The organism is Desulforamulus aeronauticus DSM 10349 (genome assembly GCF_900142375.1).
GTDB classification, from domain to species: domain Bacteria; phylum Bacillota; class Desulfotomaculia; order Desulfotomaculales; family Desulfotomaculaceae; genus Desulfotomaculum; species Desulfotomaculum aeronauticum.
This window is the reverse complement of sequence record NZ_FRAR01000033.1, coordinates 17752-32280: the sequence shown is the minus strand read 5'-3', so window position 1 is coordinate 32280 and position 14529 is coordinate 17752. Positions and strand designations below refer to the sequence as shown.

General features: G+C 39.3%; 14 protein-coding genes and 1 pseudogene. 2 read left to right on the top strand and 13 right to left on the bottom strand.

All coding sequences use genetic code 11. The features are described from left to right. Positions 1-241, top strand: a pseudogene (locus BUA78_RS18095) (transposase); the annotation flags it as partial. A 183-nt stretch (positions 242-424) separates the two neighbouring features. Here BUA78_RS18095 and BUA78_RS18090 read toward each other — a convergent pair. The 7 genes from BUA78_RS18090 to BUA78_RS18065 form a co-directional block, all read right to left on the bottom strand. Further along, positions 425-898, bottom strand: coding sequence for a DUF4829 domain-containing protein (locus tag BUA78_RS18090; protein WP_072917367.1), 474 nt, complete (start codon positions 896-898; stop codon positions 425-427). A gap of 133 nt (positions 899-1031) precedes the next feature. Continuing rightward, entirely contained in the window at positions 1032-2318 is a 1287-nt protein-coding gene (locus BUA78_RS18085; protein WP_072917365.1) for an amidase domain-containing protein, read from the bottom strand. Between the two features lie 451 nt (positions 2319-2769). After that, positions 2770-3525 carry a LytR/AlgR family response regulator transcription factor gene (locus tag BUA78_RS18080; RefSeq protein WP_084082505.1) on the bottom strand — a complete coding sequence of 252 codons (756 nt, stop codon included), beginning with the start codon at positions 3523-3525 and terminating at the stop codon, positions 2770-2772. Positions 3526-3552: 27 nt separating this feature from the next. Further along, positions 3553-3678: an AgrD family cyclic lactone autoinducer peptide gene (locus BUA78_RS19760; protein WP_084082504.1), complete on the bottom strand. Its 126-nt coding sequence runs from the start codon at positions 3676-3678 to the stop codon at positions 3553-3555. A 5-nt stretch (positions 3679-3683) separates the two neighbouring features. Next, entirely contained in the window at positions 3684-4175 is a 492-nt protein-coding gene (locus BUA78_RS18075; RefSeq protein ID WP_072917360.1) for an accessory gene regulator ArgB-like protein, read from the bottom strand. A gap of 7 nt (positions 4176-4182) precedes the next feature. Then, positions 4183-5520, bottom strand: a complete 1338-nt coding sequence (locus tag BUA78_RS18070) for a sensor histidine kinase (protein WP_238456869.1) — start codon at positions 5518-5520, stop codon at positions 4183-4185. Positions 5521-5801: 281 nt separating this feature from the next. Continuing rightward, positions 5802-6959, bottom strand: coding sequence for a glycerate kinase (locus tag BUA78_RS18065; protein ID WP_072917356.1), 1158 nt, complete (start codon positions 6957-6959; stop codon positions 5802-5804). A gap of 541 nt (positions 6960-7500) precedes the next feature. Here BUA78_RS18065 and BUA78_RS18060 point away from each other — a divergent pair. Beyond that, a complete protein-coding gene (locus tag BUA78_RS18060; RefSeq protein ID WP_072917354.1) occupies positions 7501-9162 on the top strand; it encodes a PAS domain S-box protein in 1662 nt (553 codons plus the stop codon). Between the two features lie 132 nt (positions 9163-9294). Here the strand turns inward: BUA78_RS18060 and BUA78_RS18055 are convergent, their stop codons facing one another. The 6 genes from BUA78_RS18055 to BUA78_RS18030 form a co-directional block, all read right to left on the bottom strand. Next, positions 9295-9522: a hypothetical protein gene (locus tag BUA78_RS18055; protein WP_072917352.1), complete on the bottom strand. Its 228-nt coding sequence runs from the start codon at positions 9520-9522 to the stop codon at positions 9295-9297. 149 nt (positions 9523-9671) lie between these two features. Beyond that, positions 9672-10301, bottom strand: coding sequence for a GTP-binding protein (locus BUA78_RS18050; RefSeq protein ID WP_084082503.1), 630 nt, complete (start codon positions 10299-10301; stop codon positions 9672-9674). 4 nt (positions 10302-10305) lie between these two features. Continuing rightward, entirely contained in the window at positions 10306-11331 is a 1026-nt protein-coding gene (locus BUA78_RS18045) for a CobW family GTP-binding protein (protein ID WP_072917349.1), read from the bottom strand. Between the two features lie 30 nt (positions 11332-11361). After that, entirely contained in the window at positions 11362-12135 is a 774-nt protein-coding gene (locus BUA78_RS18040; protein ID WP_072917346.1) for a TIGR03943 family putative permease subunit, read from the bottom strand. Next, positions 12132-13184 (bottom strand): permease, encoded by a 1053-nt coding sequence (locus BUA78_RS18035; protein WP_072917344.1) that lies wholly within the window; start codon positions 13182-13184, stop codon positions 12132-12134. The genes BUA78_RS18040 and BUA78_RS18035 overlap by 4 nt, the downstream gene beginning before the upstream one ends. Before the next feature lie 120 nt (positions 13185-13304). Then, complete coding sequence (locus BUA78_RS18030; protein ID WP_084082502.1) at positions 13305-14372, bottom strand: metal ABC transporter solute-binding protein, Zn/Mn family; 1068 nt, start codon at positions 14370-14372, stop codon at positions 13305-13307. Positions 14373-14529 lie beyond the last annotated feature (157 nt).

The window sequence follows — 14529 nt, the reverse complement described above, 5'->3', positions numbered from 1 at the left end:
AAAAATACTTGAAGTGAGCGTCAATACCCCAGAATTTTATGGATATAGTAAACGAGAGAAGACAGAAGAATTCAAGTTAGCGTACAAAAAAAGAGCCTGTCATGAAGGAAAAAACGGAGAAATAAAAAGATTTCATGGTTTAGACCGAGCCCGTGGCTATGGTCTAAAAAGTATGCAAATGCAAGCAAAATTAACGGTATTAGCGGTAAATTTAAAGAGGATAGCCAGCCTGGTATCCTCTTGTTTTGATAAAAAATATTGTGTTATGGAAGTAAAACTGTTCTTTATGGGAAATTACTTGAAATATTTACTCAAGACTGCTTGAAATAGGGTATTTTTTCAGTGATCTCGAACCGTCCCATCGACACCCCATCGACACCCGGGGTTAATATGTCCTGCCTTGATGCTCTCTAATCCTTATTTTTTATATGAAGCCATGATCCACGATTCTCCATGGGGAAGAACGAGTTTCTTTAACTAAATAATAATACCATATTCCATAACCTTGAATACCCTCCAAAGTGTCATCGAATCGAATAGCTGTTTCATCTAAAGGCTTTAACTTTAAATAATATTTTACTTGACATACTGCAACAGCGTAAGGAGGTGATTTAAATCGGTCTTTTTGAAAATATTTTAATTCATATAAATATTTTTGGGTTTTGATAGAATCCTTATTTAGGCTCAGGATTTTCCACTCTTCAACATCATCAAATGAATACGAATTGTTTTTGTATACGATACTCTCATGCAGGGTTGACCTAACTACAGTGGGATTGTGTCTGTTAATCCCCTCAAAATGAGTCCTGATAGTAATTTTAGGATCGTCTGCTTTGTCTACTAAATATAATATTATTTGATCTTTATAAATAATTGACAATATAACAAATAAGATCAAAATAGTTCCAGTTATTAATCTTGTGATTGTTTTTTTAATATATACAACCTCCTCTTCTTAATAAAGCAAAAGGGATTTGCACATTAACTAATTAAATAGTTAAGCGAAAATCCCTTTCAATTAGAAAAGAAATTTAATAACTAGCGCTAGTAAACCTAATTCCCCGCATTTTCCCAGCACTACCTACCCATTTCGTGAACTCTGTAAGTATTTGGTCTGTTACATTACTTGTGTGTCCGCAGTATAATATTTCCAATGGATCTCCTGGATATAGTACGTCACTAATATATATTGAATGTAGATAGGTAGTATAGTAACTAGGCCATCCTTGTAAAACATTCCCCTTTGATATTTGTCCATAATTAAAGGATGAAGGGGACTTGCCTATTTCATACCCAGTTCCTTTAGGACCCACTCCCGTATTTGTTGTAACATAACTATAGAAAGAATTTACATTTTCCCAATTAGATAGGCCTCCACCAGAGCCTGCATACCAATTACTAGTCATACGAAATTTATTACTTACACGTTGAGCATTGACTCCGTTGGTATCTCCAGATGGATCCCATCCACCGTAACCAGCCCAAACGCATTGGGAAACAAAGTTAGTACAATCGTTTCCTGAAATATTGTAAAAATAACTGGGACCGGCCTTCCCATATTTCCTAGCATATGATGCTCCATTACTGCTAGTATAGTTTACGGTGGCAGCTGGTGTTATATTAGAATCTTTAATTTGAGAATTATTATCCAGTGATTGAGATGAATCAGTTTTCGCATTTTTGTTACTATCAATATTTCTTTTAGATAAAGCAGCGGTGTTTCGTAAATCATTGAAGTAATTATCAAGTTCGATTTTTTCATCTTCTTTTAATTCAATCAAAGAATTGACATTAAATTTTTGTTTTAAGGAGCTTACGCCATACCTATCTGTGTCAATACCAGTTATTTTCCATAAAGAATCCATTTTCCTAAATTTAAAAATATAATTTACATTACTAACTTGAGTCGTAATGCCTTTTAAGTGTGCATATTTTATATTTGCTCCGAAAGATAAATCAACAGTAGCCTCATTATCGGATAGAATTATATCGTTATATTTAATATGATTATTAAAACTGTCTAGCTTTACACCATAAAGTTTATTGTAATCTAAATCATAAGAGTAAACATCCTTAAACAATTTTGTGTTAGTGTTTTCATTGAATAAAATATCCCAGTCGATATTTTCCAAGTTCTTCAAACCATCGTTGTATAGGTTAAAGTATAACTCTACTAAAGCAGTTATTTTTTCTTTGTCATTACTTAAATTGTTAATTTGTTGATATTGGCTGTTCACTGGATTATTGCTTGCAAAAGAGCTGGTGTGATTTAAAAAAATTAAACATAACATAATCAGGGTGACGAATAATTTTTTCATTTCGAAACCTCCCGTATAAGGTGTCAATGCGACGGTCCTTTTGATACCATTCCGATTCTTTGCTTTGAGGTATTTTAAGGTAGAGACATCCACACCAGATTGAAATAATAGTGTCCTGTTGGCCCTGCTCCCACCATGACGATAATTTTTACAAGGTATGTTTTTGTTTCTGGCTCCATATCTAAAATCCTCAATGCACATTACACATAAAATGACAAATTGCTTACCATAAATTCAAAGCAGAAAGTAAAACTCAATAGATTGTTACCACCTCCTTCAAAGAAAGTTTCTACTTTGAATATTGTAAAGATTAAAGAAATACTACCAACCATAATTAAGTATGTCTACAGAAATTGTCTATAAAGGATGTTTGGCTATCTGAATAGTATCTTTTCATGTCCGAAAATGTTTGAAATTAAAAGAAAGAGAGGACATCTTGGAAGTGTCCCCTCTAACTGATTACCAATTTTAATCTCTTTTCCAGTGCCTTAAATCTTTCACTTGTTAGCAATGCTGTTTCCTTGCTCTCTGCAAAAGCGATTTCATAGCCTTTTCTTCCATAAGGAAAGATTTTCTTGATCAGAGCTAAATTTACAATATAGCTCCGGTGAGATCGAAAAAAAATACTGTTGGGTAACCTTTTTTCAATGTCCTCTAGATTTTCCATGATGCTTATTTGTTGTTTGGGAAAATAAATGACCGTTTTTCTATCTTCTTTGGTAATAAAAAGCATCTCTTTTGTATCCAGAAATAACAATCGTTCATTTTGCCGAACAACGATGCGAGAAGAAGTACCATCGCCTATTGCGTTGGGGTGAAGATAGTTTGCTAAGGGCGTTCTTCTAAGCTCAAGTTGCTTTATTCTTTCCATAGTTTTCTTAATTCGGCCAAGTTTGTAAGGTTTTACTAGGTAATCGAAGGCATATACTTCAAAAGCTTCTTGGGTATAGTCGTCATAAGCGGTAGCAAAAACGAGAATGGTTTGGGGGTTAATATCACAAATTTCCCTTGCCAAATCCAGACCGTTTTTTTGGGGCAGGTCAATATCAATAAAGACCACCCGCGGCTTTAGGTTTTCCACCATGGTTAAAGCAGTAAGCCCATCAGCCGCTTCCCCCACAACTTTGACTCCCGGTATTTGAGATAATGTTTTATTAAGAATATGGCGCATAGACGGGTCATCTTCCGCAATTAGTACCGTTATCATAATAATGATGAAAAACCTTTCTACCTGTTATTTCTTAGTGGGGGGAGCAGGTTGGTACCAAGTATAAAAGCTGGCAGGTTTAATGCCGATGGCAGCGACAAATAAGGCGGACAGTACAATAGGACTGTAAATCAGTTTTTTAAGCAGATGCATGGGGTTCACCTAATTAGCCCAAGCCAAACGAATAGGTAGACTAAGGACAAAAATTTAAATAGAAGGATTTCCCTAGGTCCACTCATGGTGCGATAAGGAACTTCGCCAGGCACCCATTTGACCGTGCACAGAAATGAAGTAATAGCAATTAAACTGGCTACTATTAAGATTATGGTTGGTGTTAGGATGGGAACCATAACAAGGGCGATTTTTCCGATCAGCAGGTAGACCAGTACTCCAAATGCTAAGCATCTGCTATAACTGGTACAATGGGCATCACCGGATAACATACGAAACATACCGGCAGTGATCAACCCTACTACTACATGAGGTAGAACACCGAACAGGTAAGCTAAGGAGAAAAGTACTATTCCTTTAATAAGGGCTCCGAGAATTATTTCCAAACCAAAACGTACGGTATCGATCTTTTCTTCTTCTAACCCCGTAGTTTCTGCCACATGAACAGCAATTGCGCCGGCCAATGTACTTAAGTTCATCACTTTCCTACTCCTTCGCTATGGGTATGTGTAAGATAAAAACAGTTTCATTTGGACTTGTATTAATTTCAATAGTACCCGAGTATTTTTCTGTGATTTCCTTTATAATGGGCAATCCCAGCCCTCTATTTTTCCCTTTGGTGGAAAAGGTTGTTTCAAATATTTGATTCATTATTTCTTGAGGTATGGGATGACCACTATTGGCAATGACAAATTGATATTCTCCCGGTTCCGTGGAAATTTCTAACCTAACCTTCTCTCCTTCTCCTTTATCGGCAGCGGCCTCTATGGCGTTATCAATCAGGTTACCTAATACAGAATTTAATTCAATGGTAGACAGGGGAATATCTTTTAAACTGTCATCCACTTGAACCTCAAAGTCCAGCCCCTTTATTTCTGCTAAGCCGGCTTTGGCGTACAATAACGCTGTAACACCCAGATGATCGGTTTTAACCAACTGGGCTGGAGTAGAAAGGTGTAAATGCAACTTATGCATGTATTCACGCGCCATTTCATATTCATTTATTTCTAAGAGCCCATAGATTGTTTGTAGATGATGGTTATGATCATGTCTTGTTTTTCTAATAGCCTGAATCAATTTATCCAATTGACTAATAGTTTCCGTAGCGCTTTTGGCTTCAGACTCTTTTCCTATTAAAGTGGAGATTTTTTTTATAGCACCCATTGAGAGAACGGTAATAAAGACAATTATTAAACTAAAGGAAGCAATTAGGAAATTTAAATATTGATTGGAAAATGTATTGGTCTGAGAAGTAAAAAACACAATATTTAAAAGAGCCATTAACTGAACAGGTAGAAGAACTAATACATATAGGTAAAAATACGACCTATCTAAAATATTTTTATTTTGGCCTGGTGTTGCGTGACCATTTTGGGAAAAATCAACCAGTCGATAACTAAATTTTTTACAGAAAAAAATGAAGAGTAAAATCATAACGGCCTGGGGAAAGAAAAAGATAATTCTCATAAGAGGATTATAAATTACTTCATTCAAATCATATCCTGACAAATTCAACAAAGTAGGAGCGATTAAAGCTTCTAAAGAGGCATAAATCGTTAATCCAAGCAGTGCAGTAATGATAACAACTCTAAATCCATTTCTTGTAATAATCCTGAGAATTACAATAAAAATAATTATTTGAATTATGCTATGAACTCCAAAGGGGATAGGACTTAGACGTACCAGGTAAGCGACAATTGTTTGTAATAAACCAACTACTATTAAATCTAGTAATTTAAGACGCAGCCCAGTTAATTGGAAACTAAGGGCGGTTATTAGAAGTACTTCCGGCAATGAAACGAATAGTAGTTGAAGTAATGACATGTCATCCAACTAGAGTTGCTCCTTTCTACAAATTTAGATGTTTTTCGTTTAAAATCCTTTACGTATGTCTATAAAGGGTATAAGGCTGTCTGAAAGGTGAATATGAATGTCTGAAAAAAGGCACATAAAAACATCTTAAATATATATGGTTTTATTTTCAATTTCTATTTGAATTATCCTTTGATTAAAAATATAAAAACCATTTACTTTTAGAATATGGAAAAGTACAAATTACATTTAGAGGGCACCTCGTCAGGAGGTGCCCTCTAAATGTAATTAGCTTATTTTTCTGAGCTACATCCTAATTGAAGCCCAACCGATAGTAATCGGCATAGCCGAGCTGTTGCCGCTTGGAGGAGATTAGGAGCATCAGCCATACATTCCTTCAGACTCATGGGGTGGGGGACGATGCTCATGAAGGCAGTAACCCCTTGCTGCAAGATATCCTCGCAGCCGTGTCCTAAACCACCGGATAGACAGATAACCGGCACTTGATACTGCTGTGCAATCTTGGCAACGCCCACCGGGGCCTTGCCAAAGGATGTTTGAAAATCCGTTGCCCCTTCACCGGTAATCACCAGGTCCGCTTGTTTAACCAGATGTTCAAAACCAGCCGCTTCCAAGACAATTTGTACACCGGGTTTAAGCTCTGCTTTGGTAAATAGCAGCAAGCCGGCCCCTAAGCCACCGGCAGCACCGGCACCAGGATAGGACGCTACATCTTTACCGGTGGCTACTTTGGCGATGTCGGCATACCTTGCCAAGGCCAAATCTAATTCCGTTACCATCTCAGGGGTGGCACCCTTTTGGGGTCCATAAACTGCTGAGGCCCCTTGGGGACCACATAAGGGATTGGTAACATCACAAGCCACTAAAAAAGTGGCATCTGCTACTTGGGGATCTATACCAGAAAGATCTATGGTAGCTAGCTTAGCAAGGGCTGCGCCTCCAAGGGGTAATTCCTTACCGGCCTCGTCCAGCAATTTAACGCCTAGAGCTTGGGCCATGCCTGCCCCGCCATCGTTGGTAGCACTACCGCCGATACCAATGATTAGCGTACGGATGCCCTGATCCAGGGCGGCTTTTATCAATTGCCCGGTGCCGTAAGTGGTGGCAATGCGGGGATCACGTTTTTCCGTTGGTACCAGAGGCAGTCCGGAGGCAGCGGCCATTTCAATAACGGCTGTTTTATGATCCCCCAGGATGCCCCAGTAAGCTTCTACAGTCTCACCTAAGGGACCCATGACATTTTCATAGATGATGCGACCACCAGTTGCCGTAACAAGGGCAGCAACAGTTCCTTCTCCACCGTCAGCGATAGGCACCTTCTTGATCGCCGCTTGAGGCCAAATCGAAAGGATACCCTGTTCCATCGCCGTTGCAACAGCTACAGCAGATAAACTTCCTTTATAAGAATCCGGTGCTAACACGATTCGCATAGAGATCCTCCCTATTTTGAATAATTAAGCTGCTAATCAAATTTTACCCCACAAAGTGAGTCACGACAATTATTTGCAAAGGAACCTAAATGCTTGAACAAACAACGGAGTATCTTGGTTATTAGAGATTATAGAGAGCGCGATATTGTAGAAGTCTCCAAGATGTTTTAATAAAGACATTTTATAATGATTTTAATATATGTTCGACATTTAATACCAAATAACGATAGAGGTGTTTTAATATGTATGTAGAAATAACAGCTTAAATAAGAATTATGGGAAATTTTATGGTAGAAATACACCTAGGGTTATTCTTTATATACAATTAACTAGGGATAATGTCGATATCTTGTGAAATTTGTAGAATAAAAGTTGTTTAGATTGGTATTGGTGAATATTGATAATATCAATTAAAGAGTTGGCCTTGTGATGGTTATTGTAAGGTAATGATCAATATCTACGATAGGACTGAATTGATTTGCAGTTTGCTAGTGGTATAGCATAGTAATGCTTATGTTTTTGTATAAGAGGAATATATGCAATGATTTTATTAAATACAACCCCTTCTAAAGGGTACCTTGTTACGGTTGCAATAACTCAATTATTATTTTTTTTTATGTTAGCTCTCCATTTTTATCTTAGGCTTAATGGCGTTGATAGTGTATTAAATTTGCCTATTGCATCAATGCATTTTATTGTCATTGCTATACTGTGTGGCTCTCTTATATTAGGTATTTATTCGTTTGTTTTAATCTATCAATTGTCCAAAATAAATTCACTTCTTAAGTATGAGATTAAAGAACGTCAACAAGCTGAAAGTATATTGCGCCAGCTAACAGACAACATGTTGGATATCATCTATAAAACTAGCTTACATGGAGATATTGTTTATATTAGCCCATCTCAAAAATTTTTACTCGGCTATGAGAATCAGGAACTTATAGATCAAAAATTTTTTAAGCTATTGCATTCTGATGATGTTGAATCTGTTGTTAACTTGTTTCATGAATCAATTAAAAATAAGACTGCCTATAGACAGGAGTTTAGGTTCAAGTGTAAGGATGGCAATTTTAAATGGCTGGAGGCTACCGTAAATCACCTCTCTGATCCAAAGGGGAGTGTCGTTGGAAGTGTCTTTTGTTGCCGTGAAATAACTTGGCGAAAGCAGTTGGAGAATGCTCAGGCTTTGGAAAGACAAAGGTTATTTTCTCTGCTGGATTCACTCCCGGCCTTTGTTTTACTGATTCAAAAGGATCACTCAATTAAATTTATGAATAAGTATTTTCTTGAACATTTCGGTCCCTTTTATGGTAGGAGTTGTTTTGAAGCCCTTGCCAGTAAAGATTACCCCTGTGAGGTTTGCATTATTGCTGAAGTTTTTGAATCCAAAACACCTAAGAGTTTTGAGTTTGCAGATTACAAGGGGAGAACCTATGAAATATTAGCCTATCCGTTTTTTGATGTTGATGGGACTACGCTTGTTTTAGAATTAGGTATCGATATTACTGATCGTAAGCAATTACAAAAAGAACTGATCCGTATGGATAGATTAAACCTAATCGGCGAAATGGCTGCTGGCATTGGTCATGAGATCAGGAATCCCATGACTACAGTTAGGGGTTTCTTGCAAATGATAGCTTCCAAAGAACAATCTAAGGATTATAGGGAATATTACAAACTGATGATAGAAGAATTAGATCGGGCCAATACAATAATTACTGAGTATCTCAATGTGGCCAAGACGAAGGAGGCTGACAAAAAGGTACAAAACATCAATGATATTATTAATTCAATCTTACCGTTATTAGTGGCAGATGCGATTAAGGATGATAAGTACATTAATGTCCAGATGGAGAAGGTGCCAAACTTGCTGCTGGATGATAAGGAGATTCGACAAATTATTCTTAACTTAGTTCGAAATGGACTTGATGCTATGCAGCCAGGTCAATATCTAACCATTCGTACCTATCTAGAGAATGATTGTGTGGCTTTAGCTGTTCAGGATGAGGGAGAGGGAATTAACCCTGAAGTACTTGATAAGATAGGAACCCCTTTTTTTACAACTAAAGATACTGGAACTGGTCTAGGCCTTTCAGTTTGTTACGGTATTGCTAACCGTCATAATGCAGAGCTAACGATAGAATCCGATGAAAAGGGTACTACAGTAAGCTGTCATTTTAAAACCGAATTAGGAGAATCATGACAGGCTGACGCAAAGATGATGAAATGAAATAGCTGTAACTATAGTAAGGAGCGTTCGAAGAAAGGATTCTTTTTGGTTTTATACAAAAATAACACAGAGGTCGGCAAATTAGCCGGAACCTCTGTGTTTGTTTTATTTCTTCTTTTTTAAGGTAAACTCTACTCCCGTATTATCGCTGGACCAAAAGTCAGTTAACCGATAGCCTTCTTCAATGGCCCGTTGGCATTCCGAGATAGCCGCTTGGAAATTATTCAACACTGTTTGCCCGGAAGTATCACCTAGTTCGGGGATGTTGTCAATGGAAATTCTCTCTATCACATGATCCGGCTCGTGAAAATTTTCTACCTTAACTGTTGGCATTTTTATTCACCTCTACGATGGGTTAAGAGTATTATGCCACGGAAGCGAAGGTTTAAGCAGGAAACTGTAATTTCAGATTGTAAAATAGTTTTATTTTTATCGGGTCCATTAAAAGGAGGTAAGCAGGCTTGGTATCAACCGTTCTTTCATTATGTAAGTTTCTTAATGATAAACCAGTAAAACAGATACATGCCAAGTACCATTAAGCTGAGTTTAACCAAATTTATGGTAAGGTTCTGTCTCTTTGCTCGATCAATTTGTGTATACCAAAGTTGCCAATTTCCTCCCGTTGTTAAACATGCTTTAGGTTGAAAGCTTTGAATCCAACGATGTAATTCTGGAGTACCCTCTCTAATCCAGAATCCCTGGCTGCTAAGCACCATTTGCTGAAAGATTTCTTCTAAGGGTTTTCCCATAACCTCCCAGGTTGGCCCATGAAAAACAGCGATACAGTTGCCGAGCTTGATTTCTCCGCGGCTACCCATAATCCCGAGGGTAGAAAGTAGCTCATCTGCAGGTGCCATACCGTTTAATTCAATAATGATGCGTTCTACACCAGGTAATTGAAGAAGTTTACGCATTTCCAACAAAGTAAAGCCTTTCTCCCAGTCCCAGTTGCGTAAGATTACCCGGTGGCCATAGTCGTTTATTGCCGCCTCTCCCCATTCCGTCTGCAGGACCAGGGTTTTCTCCAAGGTAAAAACCTCTTGTAGTAGGTGATTTATTAGAGTTGTTTTACCTGAACCCAAAAAGCCTTGGACAACATCAACAACTTTCATCAAATTAAGCCTCAAACAATTGGTTTAGCTGTTCTTCTTGAAGGTCAATACCGATAACCACCGCTCGGCCTGTTGGCTGAGGGGTACCTGCCACGATATCCCAGTTGCCGCTAACATATTCAAAATGGATCCAGGCATTTTCCCCTGGAACAATTCCCTTAGCCCTAAGAATCTGTCCGTATTTTTTTTCCTCTGGTAGGCTTGTTACTATTTTTTGAATGGCCTCTGGGCTGAACTTCTTTGGATTTTCCCAAGACCAACTTTGGAAGGTATCTGTAGCCAGAGGAGTTTGTTTATGAGACTGCCCTGATGGGTGGCAACCGCAGGAAAGGCTATGTTGATGGTGATGGTAAGTTTTCGTGGAGTAGCCACCGGGATTCTGCAGGCCGGGTAGTTTTATAATTGGCGGCAAATGGGTTGTCATATACGTTGTTATGGGGGTCCGGGCCCTGAGAATTTGGCTCCCGGTTAACTCATTCCACGGGGTGGTGACCCACTGTGCAGAGGTATTTAATGGTTTTAGTGCCTGAATTAAATCTTGAATCTCTTGCCAATTAATGTCCTTTGTTTTACTAAGCATAAGTGTCTGGGCATGTCTTATTTGGTCCTTAAAAAATTCACCAAAGTTTTTTAAATACATCAAAGCTTTTTGCGCATCAATTACCGTGATGATGTTATCCGCAGTTAATTTATCTTTCAATATATCTTGCCGAAGAATGGCAAGTATCTCCGACAGTTTTCCCACGCCTGTGGGTTCAATGATAATCCGCTGGGGTTTGACTTGCTCTAATGTTTCCAACAGCACCTGGGTAAAATCACCCTTTAGAGAGCAACAGATACAACCCGAGTATATTTCTTTCATCTCCACATTCTGTTCTGCTAACAATGCACCGTCAATGCCAACTTGACCGAATTCATTCTCTAACAGGAAAATTTTCTGGTTTTTATAACACTCGTTTAAAAGCTTTTGCAGTAAAGTTGTTTTCCCGGCACCCAGGAAACCGGAAATGATATCTACTGGTATTTGCATTTTTGAATCGGCTCCTTATTAAAAAATTCGCTAATACTGGTAAATATAGGGGTCCGTTGGTTGTTCAATTTGCTCTATGGAAGTTACTTTGACAATGGGTTGGCTATCCTGATCAAAATGAGTTACCGTACCGCGTATTTTTACCCAACTGTTATCCGGGATGGAGGTGGTGCCTTCCACCACAAAACCGATAATAGTTGCGTCGGCAGCACAACAGGCGATAGCGTAACGGGCGACTAGGTATTGATCAGGTTTAAGTGCTTTATGATGCAGGATAAATCCAGTAACCTCCAGTTCTTTACCTAGGTACCTTTGCTGGTTGTCTAGCATATCAAACAAAAGTTCAAGATAGTTGTTTGATGTTAGGGTGATTAGTCCATCTGCATTTGTAAACGCTTTCATTTGAACCATATCATCTGGGATTACTTGTGGCTGCTGGTCATCAATTTCTTGTGCTAAATCAGATTGCTGAGGGGTTGCTTGTCTTTGGATAGACAGCCTCCCCTTTTGTTCTGCCATTGAACTGCCCAGCATTTTAGGAGGGAAGGCAAAGGGTGTTAAGCAGGCCAACAATACCAGTATGCTGACCCCACGGGCTGTATTCTTTGTGACAGGGCCATTTTTTAGTTGCAAGAGAAATTGTACCAGAGTTAAGAAAGAAAGCAGCAAGAGGAAGGATAGGGAAAACTTTGTTAACGGCACAAACCTAGGGTTGATATAATAGGTTATGTCCCCGGTTTTTAAAAGAATTGTTAGAGTATAACTAAGACTTATTAGCGCAGTCAGGCGAATTAGGGTGTTCATGAGCCGATCACCCCCAACTTGTTAATGGCTACGCCGACTATAAAGGATAAGATGCTTACCCAAAACACCAGACGAGCTACGAACCCTAGGTTAAAGGAAGACAGCATCATAAGAGTATTTTTTAAATCAATCATGGGGCCGAAGACCATGAAGGCCACAATGGAGCCAGGAGTAAAGGTACTAACAAAGGTATTCGCCACAAAGGCATCGGCACCGGAACAAAGGGAAAGGACAAATGCTACGAGCATCATGACACCCACAGAACCTGTTTCATGTGACCCGGCTGCAGCTAACCAGACTCTGGGCAGAAATGTCTGGGCTGTTGCGGCTAAGAAGGCACCAATAACAAGGTAATGCATGATGGTAAAAAACTCTTCCTGACTGTGCGTAAAAGCATTTGTCAGTTTAGTTTTTAAGGAGTTGTCCCGCGAGTAATTATGCAGAAAACCACAACCGCAGTAATTGGCTGAGTAATTGGTTTTGCTAGGGTTTTTGCCGCCCTGGGAGTTGATCAGCAGAAAACCAACGATCACGGCAATCAGGTAGGCCCCGCCTAGGCGCCAGTATACGAATTCCGGTCGGGTAAAAAAAGCAAAGTGAGTTGCCAGACCAACCACGGGATTTACCACAGGAGCGGCCAGAAGAAATACCGCTGCGAGCGGGGCGGGTACACCTTTTTGCATTAAACGTCGTACAATAGGCACCAGCCCGCACTCGCAAAAGGGAAAAAGCAATCCTAATAATCCAGCCACACCGATACCTAAAAACCAGGTTTTCGGGAGAAGACGGCGGATTGTATCCGGTGATACAAATAGTTCTAAAAGAGTGGACCCCACAACTCCTATAACAATAAAGGGAAGGGCCTCAATAATGATACTAAAAAAAATAACATGGAGATCACCCGGCACGCCAAGCTGCAGTTGCCTCAATACGCTGCTATTTGCTAATTGAGCCTGTGCGCCGATGATTAAGATAACATTCATCACGATAAAAAGAGCAATAATCCTGGTGAAACTTTTATGTTTTTTGCTGGCTCTCGACTCGTACATACAACCTCCAACTATATCTGGGAAGGACAGTCTTTGTTAACCAATGCATGCGAAGACTGTCCTATATTTCCTTTACTAAAGAAACGCTGGTGTCAGTGGCATTTGATCCGGCTTATTTATTTAGGGTGCTTCTAAGGCCGTTTTTAAATTTTTGAGGTTTTCCCGCATGCCGGAAAGATAATCCTTACCTGCGGCAATATCCTGGTCGGATAAACTTTCCAGGGGATCTAGCACGAGGGTTTGACCCTTTAGTTCAGAGGCAATGGCCTCGGAAACCTTGGGACTTACCAGGGTCTCAAAGAAGATATATTTGATATTTTTTTCTTGGGCCAGTTTTACTATGGTAGCCATATCTGCAGGGCTGGGTTCGCTTTCAGCGGCAAGCCCCCGGACGGGTATTTGGATTAGATGATATCGTTCGGCTAAATAGCCAAAGGCTGCATGGGAGGTAATAAACTCTCTTAGCTTTGCATTAGCAAGCCCCGTTTGATATTCCTCATGAAGCTGATCAAGTTCTTTTTTGTAAGCCTCGGCATTGGATTCATAGACAGCTTTATTTTTCTCATCTACTTTAATCAGGCCTGCTAGAATAGTATCTACGATGGTCTTGGCATTCAGAGGATCAAGCCAAATATGGGGATCTTTACCAGCATGATCGTGATCATGCGTATCAGCTTCCTTTGGCTGGCTATCTTCTGGATGAAGATCTTGATCATGGGAATGTTCTTTGGTCTGATCTGTAGCCGTTTGCTGAGTGTCCGTAGAGTGTTTGTCTTCATGCTGCTCGGAGTGTTCCGCCTGTTCGTTTGGTATTGGATCAAGCAATTTTATATTTTGAGCTGCGTAGATAACTGTAACTTTATTCTGATCAATAACGCCAAGTACCTTGTCAGCCCAAGGTTCCATGCCAGAACCGCTGAGAATCAAGACATCGGCCTTCGTTATTTCCGCTATATCCTGGGGACTGGGTTCCCAGTCATGCGGTTCAGCCCCGGCGGGTATAATGTTTTTGATGGAAATTTTGTCACTACCAATATGCTTGGCGAAGTCATAAAGAGGATAAATACCGGTAAATACCCGTAGTTGTTCCTTCGGCGTGGAACTTTGCTCAGAGGAAGTAGTACCACAACCCCCGGTTAGCAAAGTGAGTAAGAAAAGACAAGTCAGCAGGATCGTTGATTTTTTCAAAGCTATACCCCCAGTAATTTTATTTTGTTCAGCCAGTCCAGAGAGGTCTTAGTAAGAATAATTCTTATCTAATATTTATTATTAATGTTAACGGGAATATATGTCAAGTCTGTAAAAGTAATTAAGAAATTTTTTGTTTCATACATAAACAACCACC

What these genes read in the sequence shown, in the direction of transcription:
- BUA78_RS18055 (WP_072917352.1), bottom strand. Translation starts at nt 9,522, where the DNA reads ATGCCAACAGTTAAGGTAGAAAATTTTCACGAGCCGGATCATGTGATA.
- BUA78_RS18060 (WP_072917354.1), top strand. Translation starts at nt 7,501, where the DNA reads ATGATTTTATTAAATACAACCCCTTCTAAAGGGTACCTTGTTACGGTT.
- BUA78_RS18070 (WP_238456869.1), bottom strand. Translation starts at nt 5,520, where the DNA reads ATGTCATTACTTCAACTACTATTCGTTTCATTGCCGGAAGTACTTCTA.
- BUA78_RS18035 (WP_072917344.1), bottom strand. Translation starts at nt 13,184, where the DNA reads ATGTACGAGTCGAGAGCCAGCAAAAAACATAAAAGTTTCACCAGGATT.
- BUA78_RS18045 (WP_072917349.1), bottom strand. Translation starts at nt 11,331, where the DNA reads ATGCAAATACCAGTAGATATCATTTCCGGTTTCCTGGGTGCCGGGAAA.
- BUA78_RS18040 (WP_072917346.1), bottom strand. Translation starts at nt 12,135, where the DNA reads ATGAACACCCTAATTCGCCTGACTGCGCTAATAAGTCTTAGTTATACT.
- BUA78_RS19760 (WP_084082504.1), bottom strand. Translation starts at nt 3,678, where the DNA reads ATGCATCTGCTTAAAAAACTGATTTACAGTCCTATTGTACTGTCCGCC.
- BUA78_RS18075 (WP_072917360.1), bottom strand. Translation starts at nt 4,175, where the DNA reads ATGAACTTAAGTACATTGGCCGGCGCAATTGCTGTTCATGTGGCAGAA.
- BUA78_RS18080 (WP_084082505.1), bottom strand. Translation starts at nt 3,525, where the DNA reads ATGATAACGGTACTAATTGCGGAAGATGACCCGTCTATGCGCCATATT.
- BUA78_RS18085 (WP_072917365.1), bottom strand. Translation starts at nt 2,318, where the DNA reads ATGAAAAAATTATTCGTCACCCTGATTATGTTATGTTTAATTTTTTTA.
- BUA78_RS18065 (WP_072917356.1), bottom strand. Translation starts at nt 6,959, where the DNA reads ATGCGAATCGTGTTAGCACCGGATTCTTATAAAGGAAGTTTATCTGCT.
- BUA78_RS18050 (WP_084082503.1), bottom strand. Translation starts at nt 10,301, where the DNA reads ATGAAAGTTGTTGATGTTGTCCAAGGCTTTTTGGGTTCAGGTAAAACA.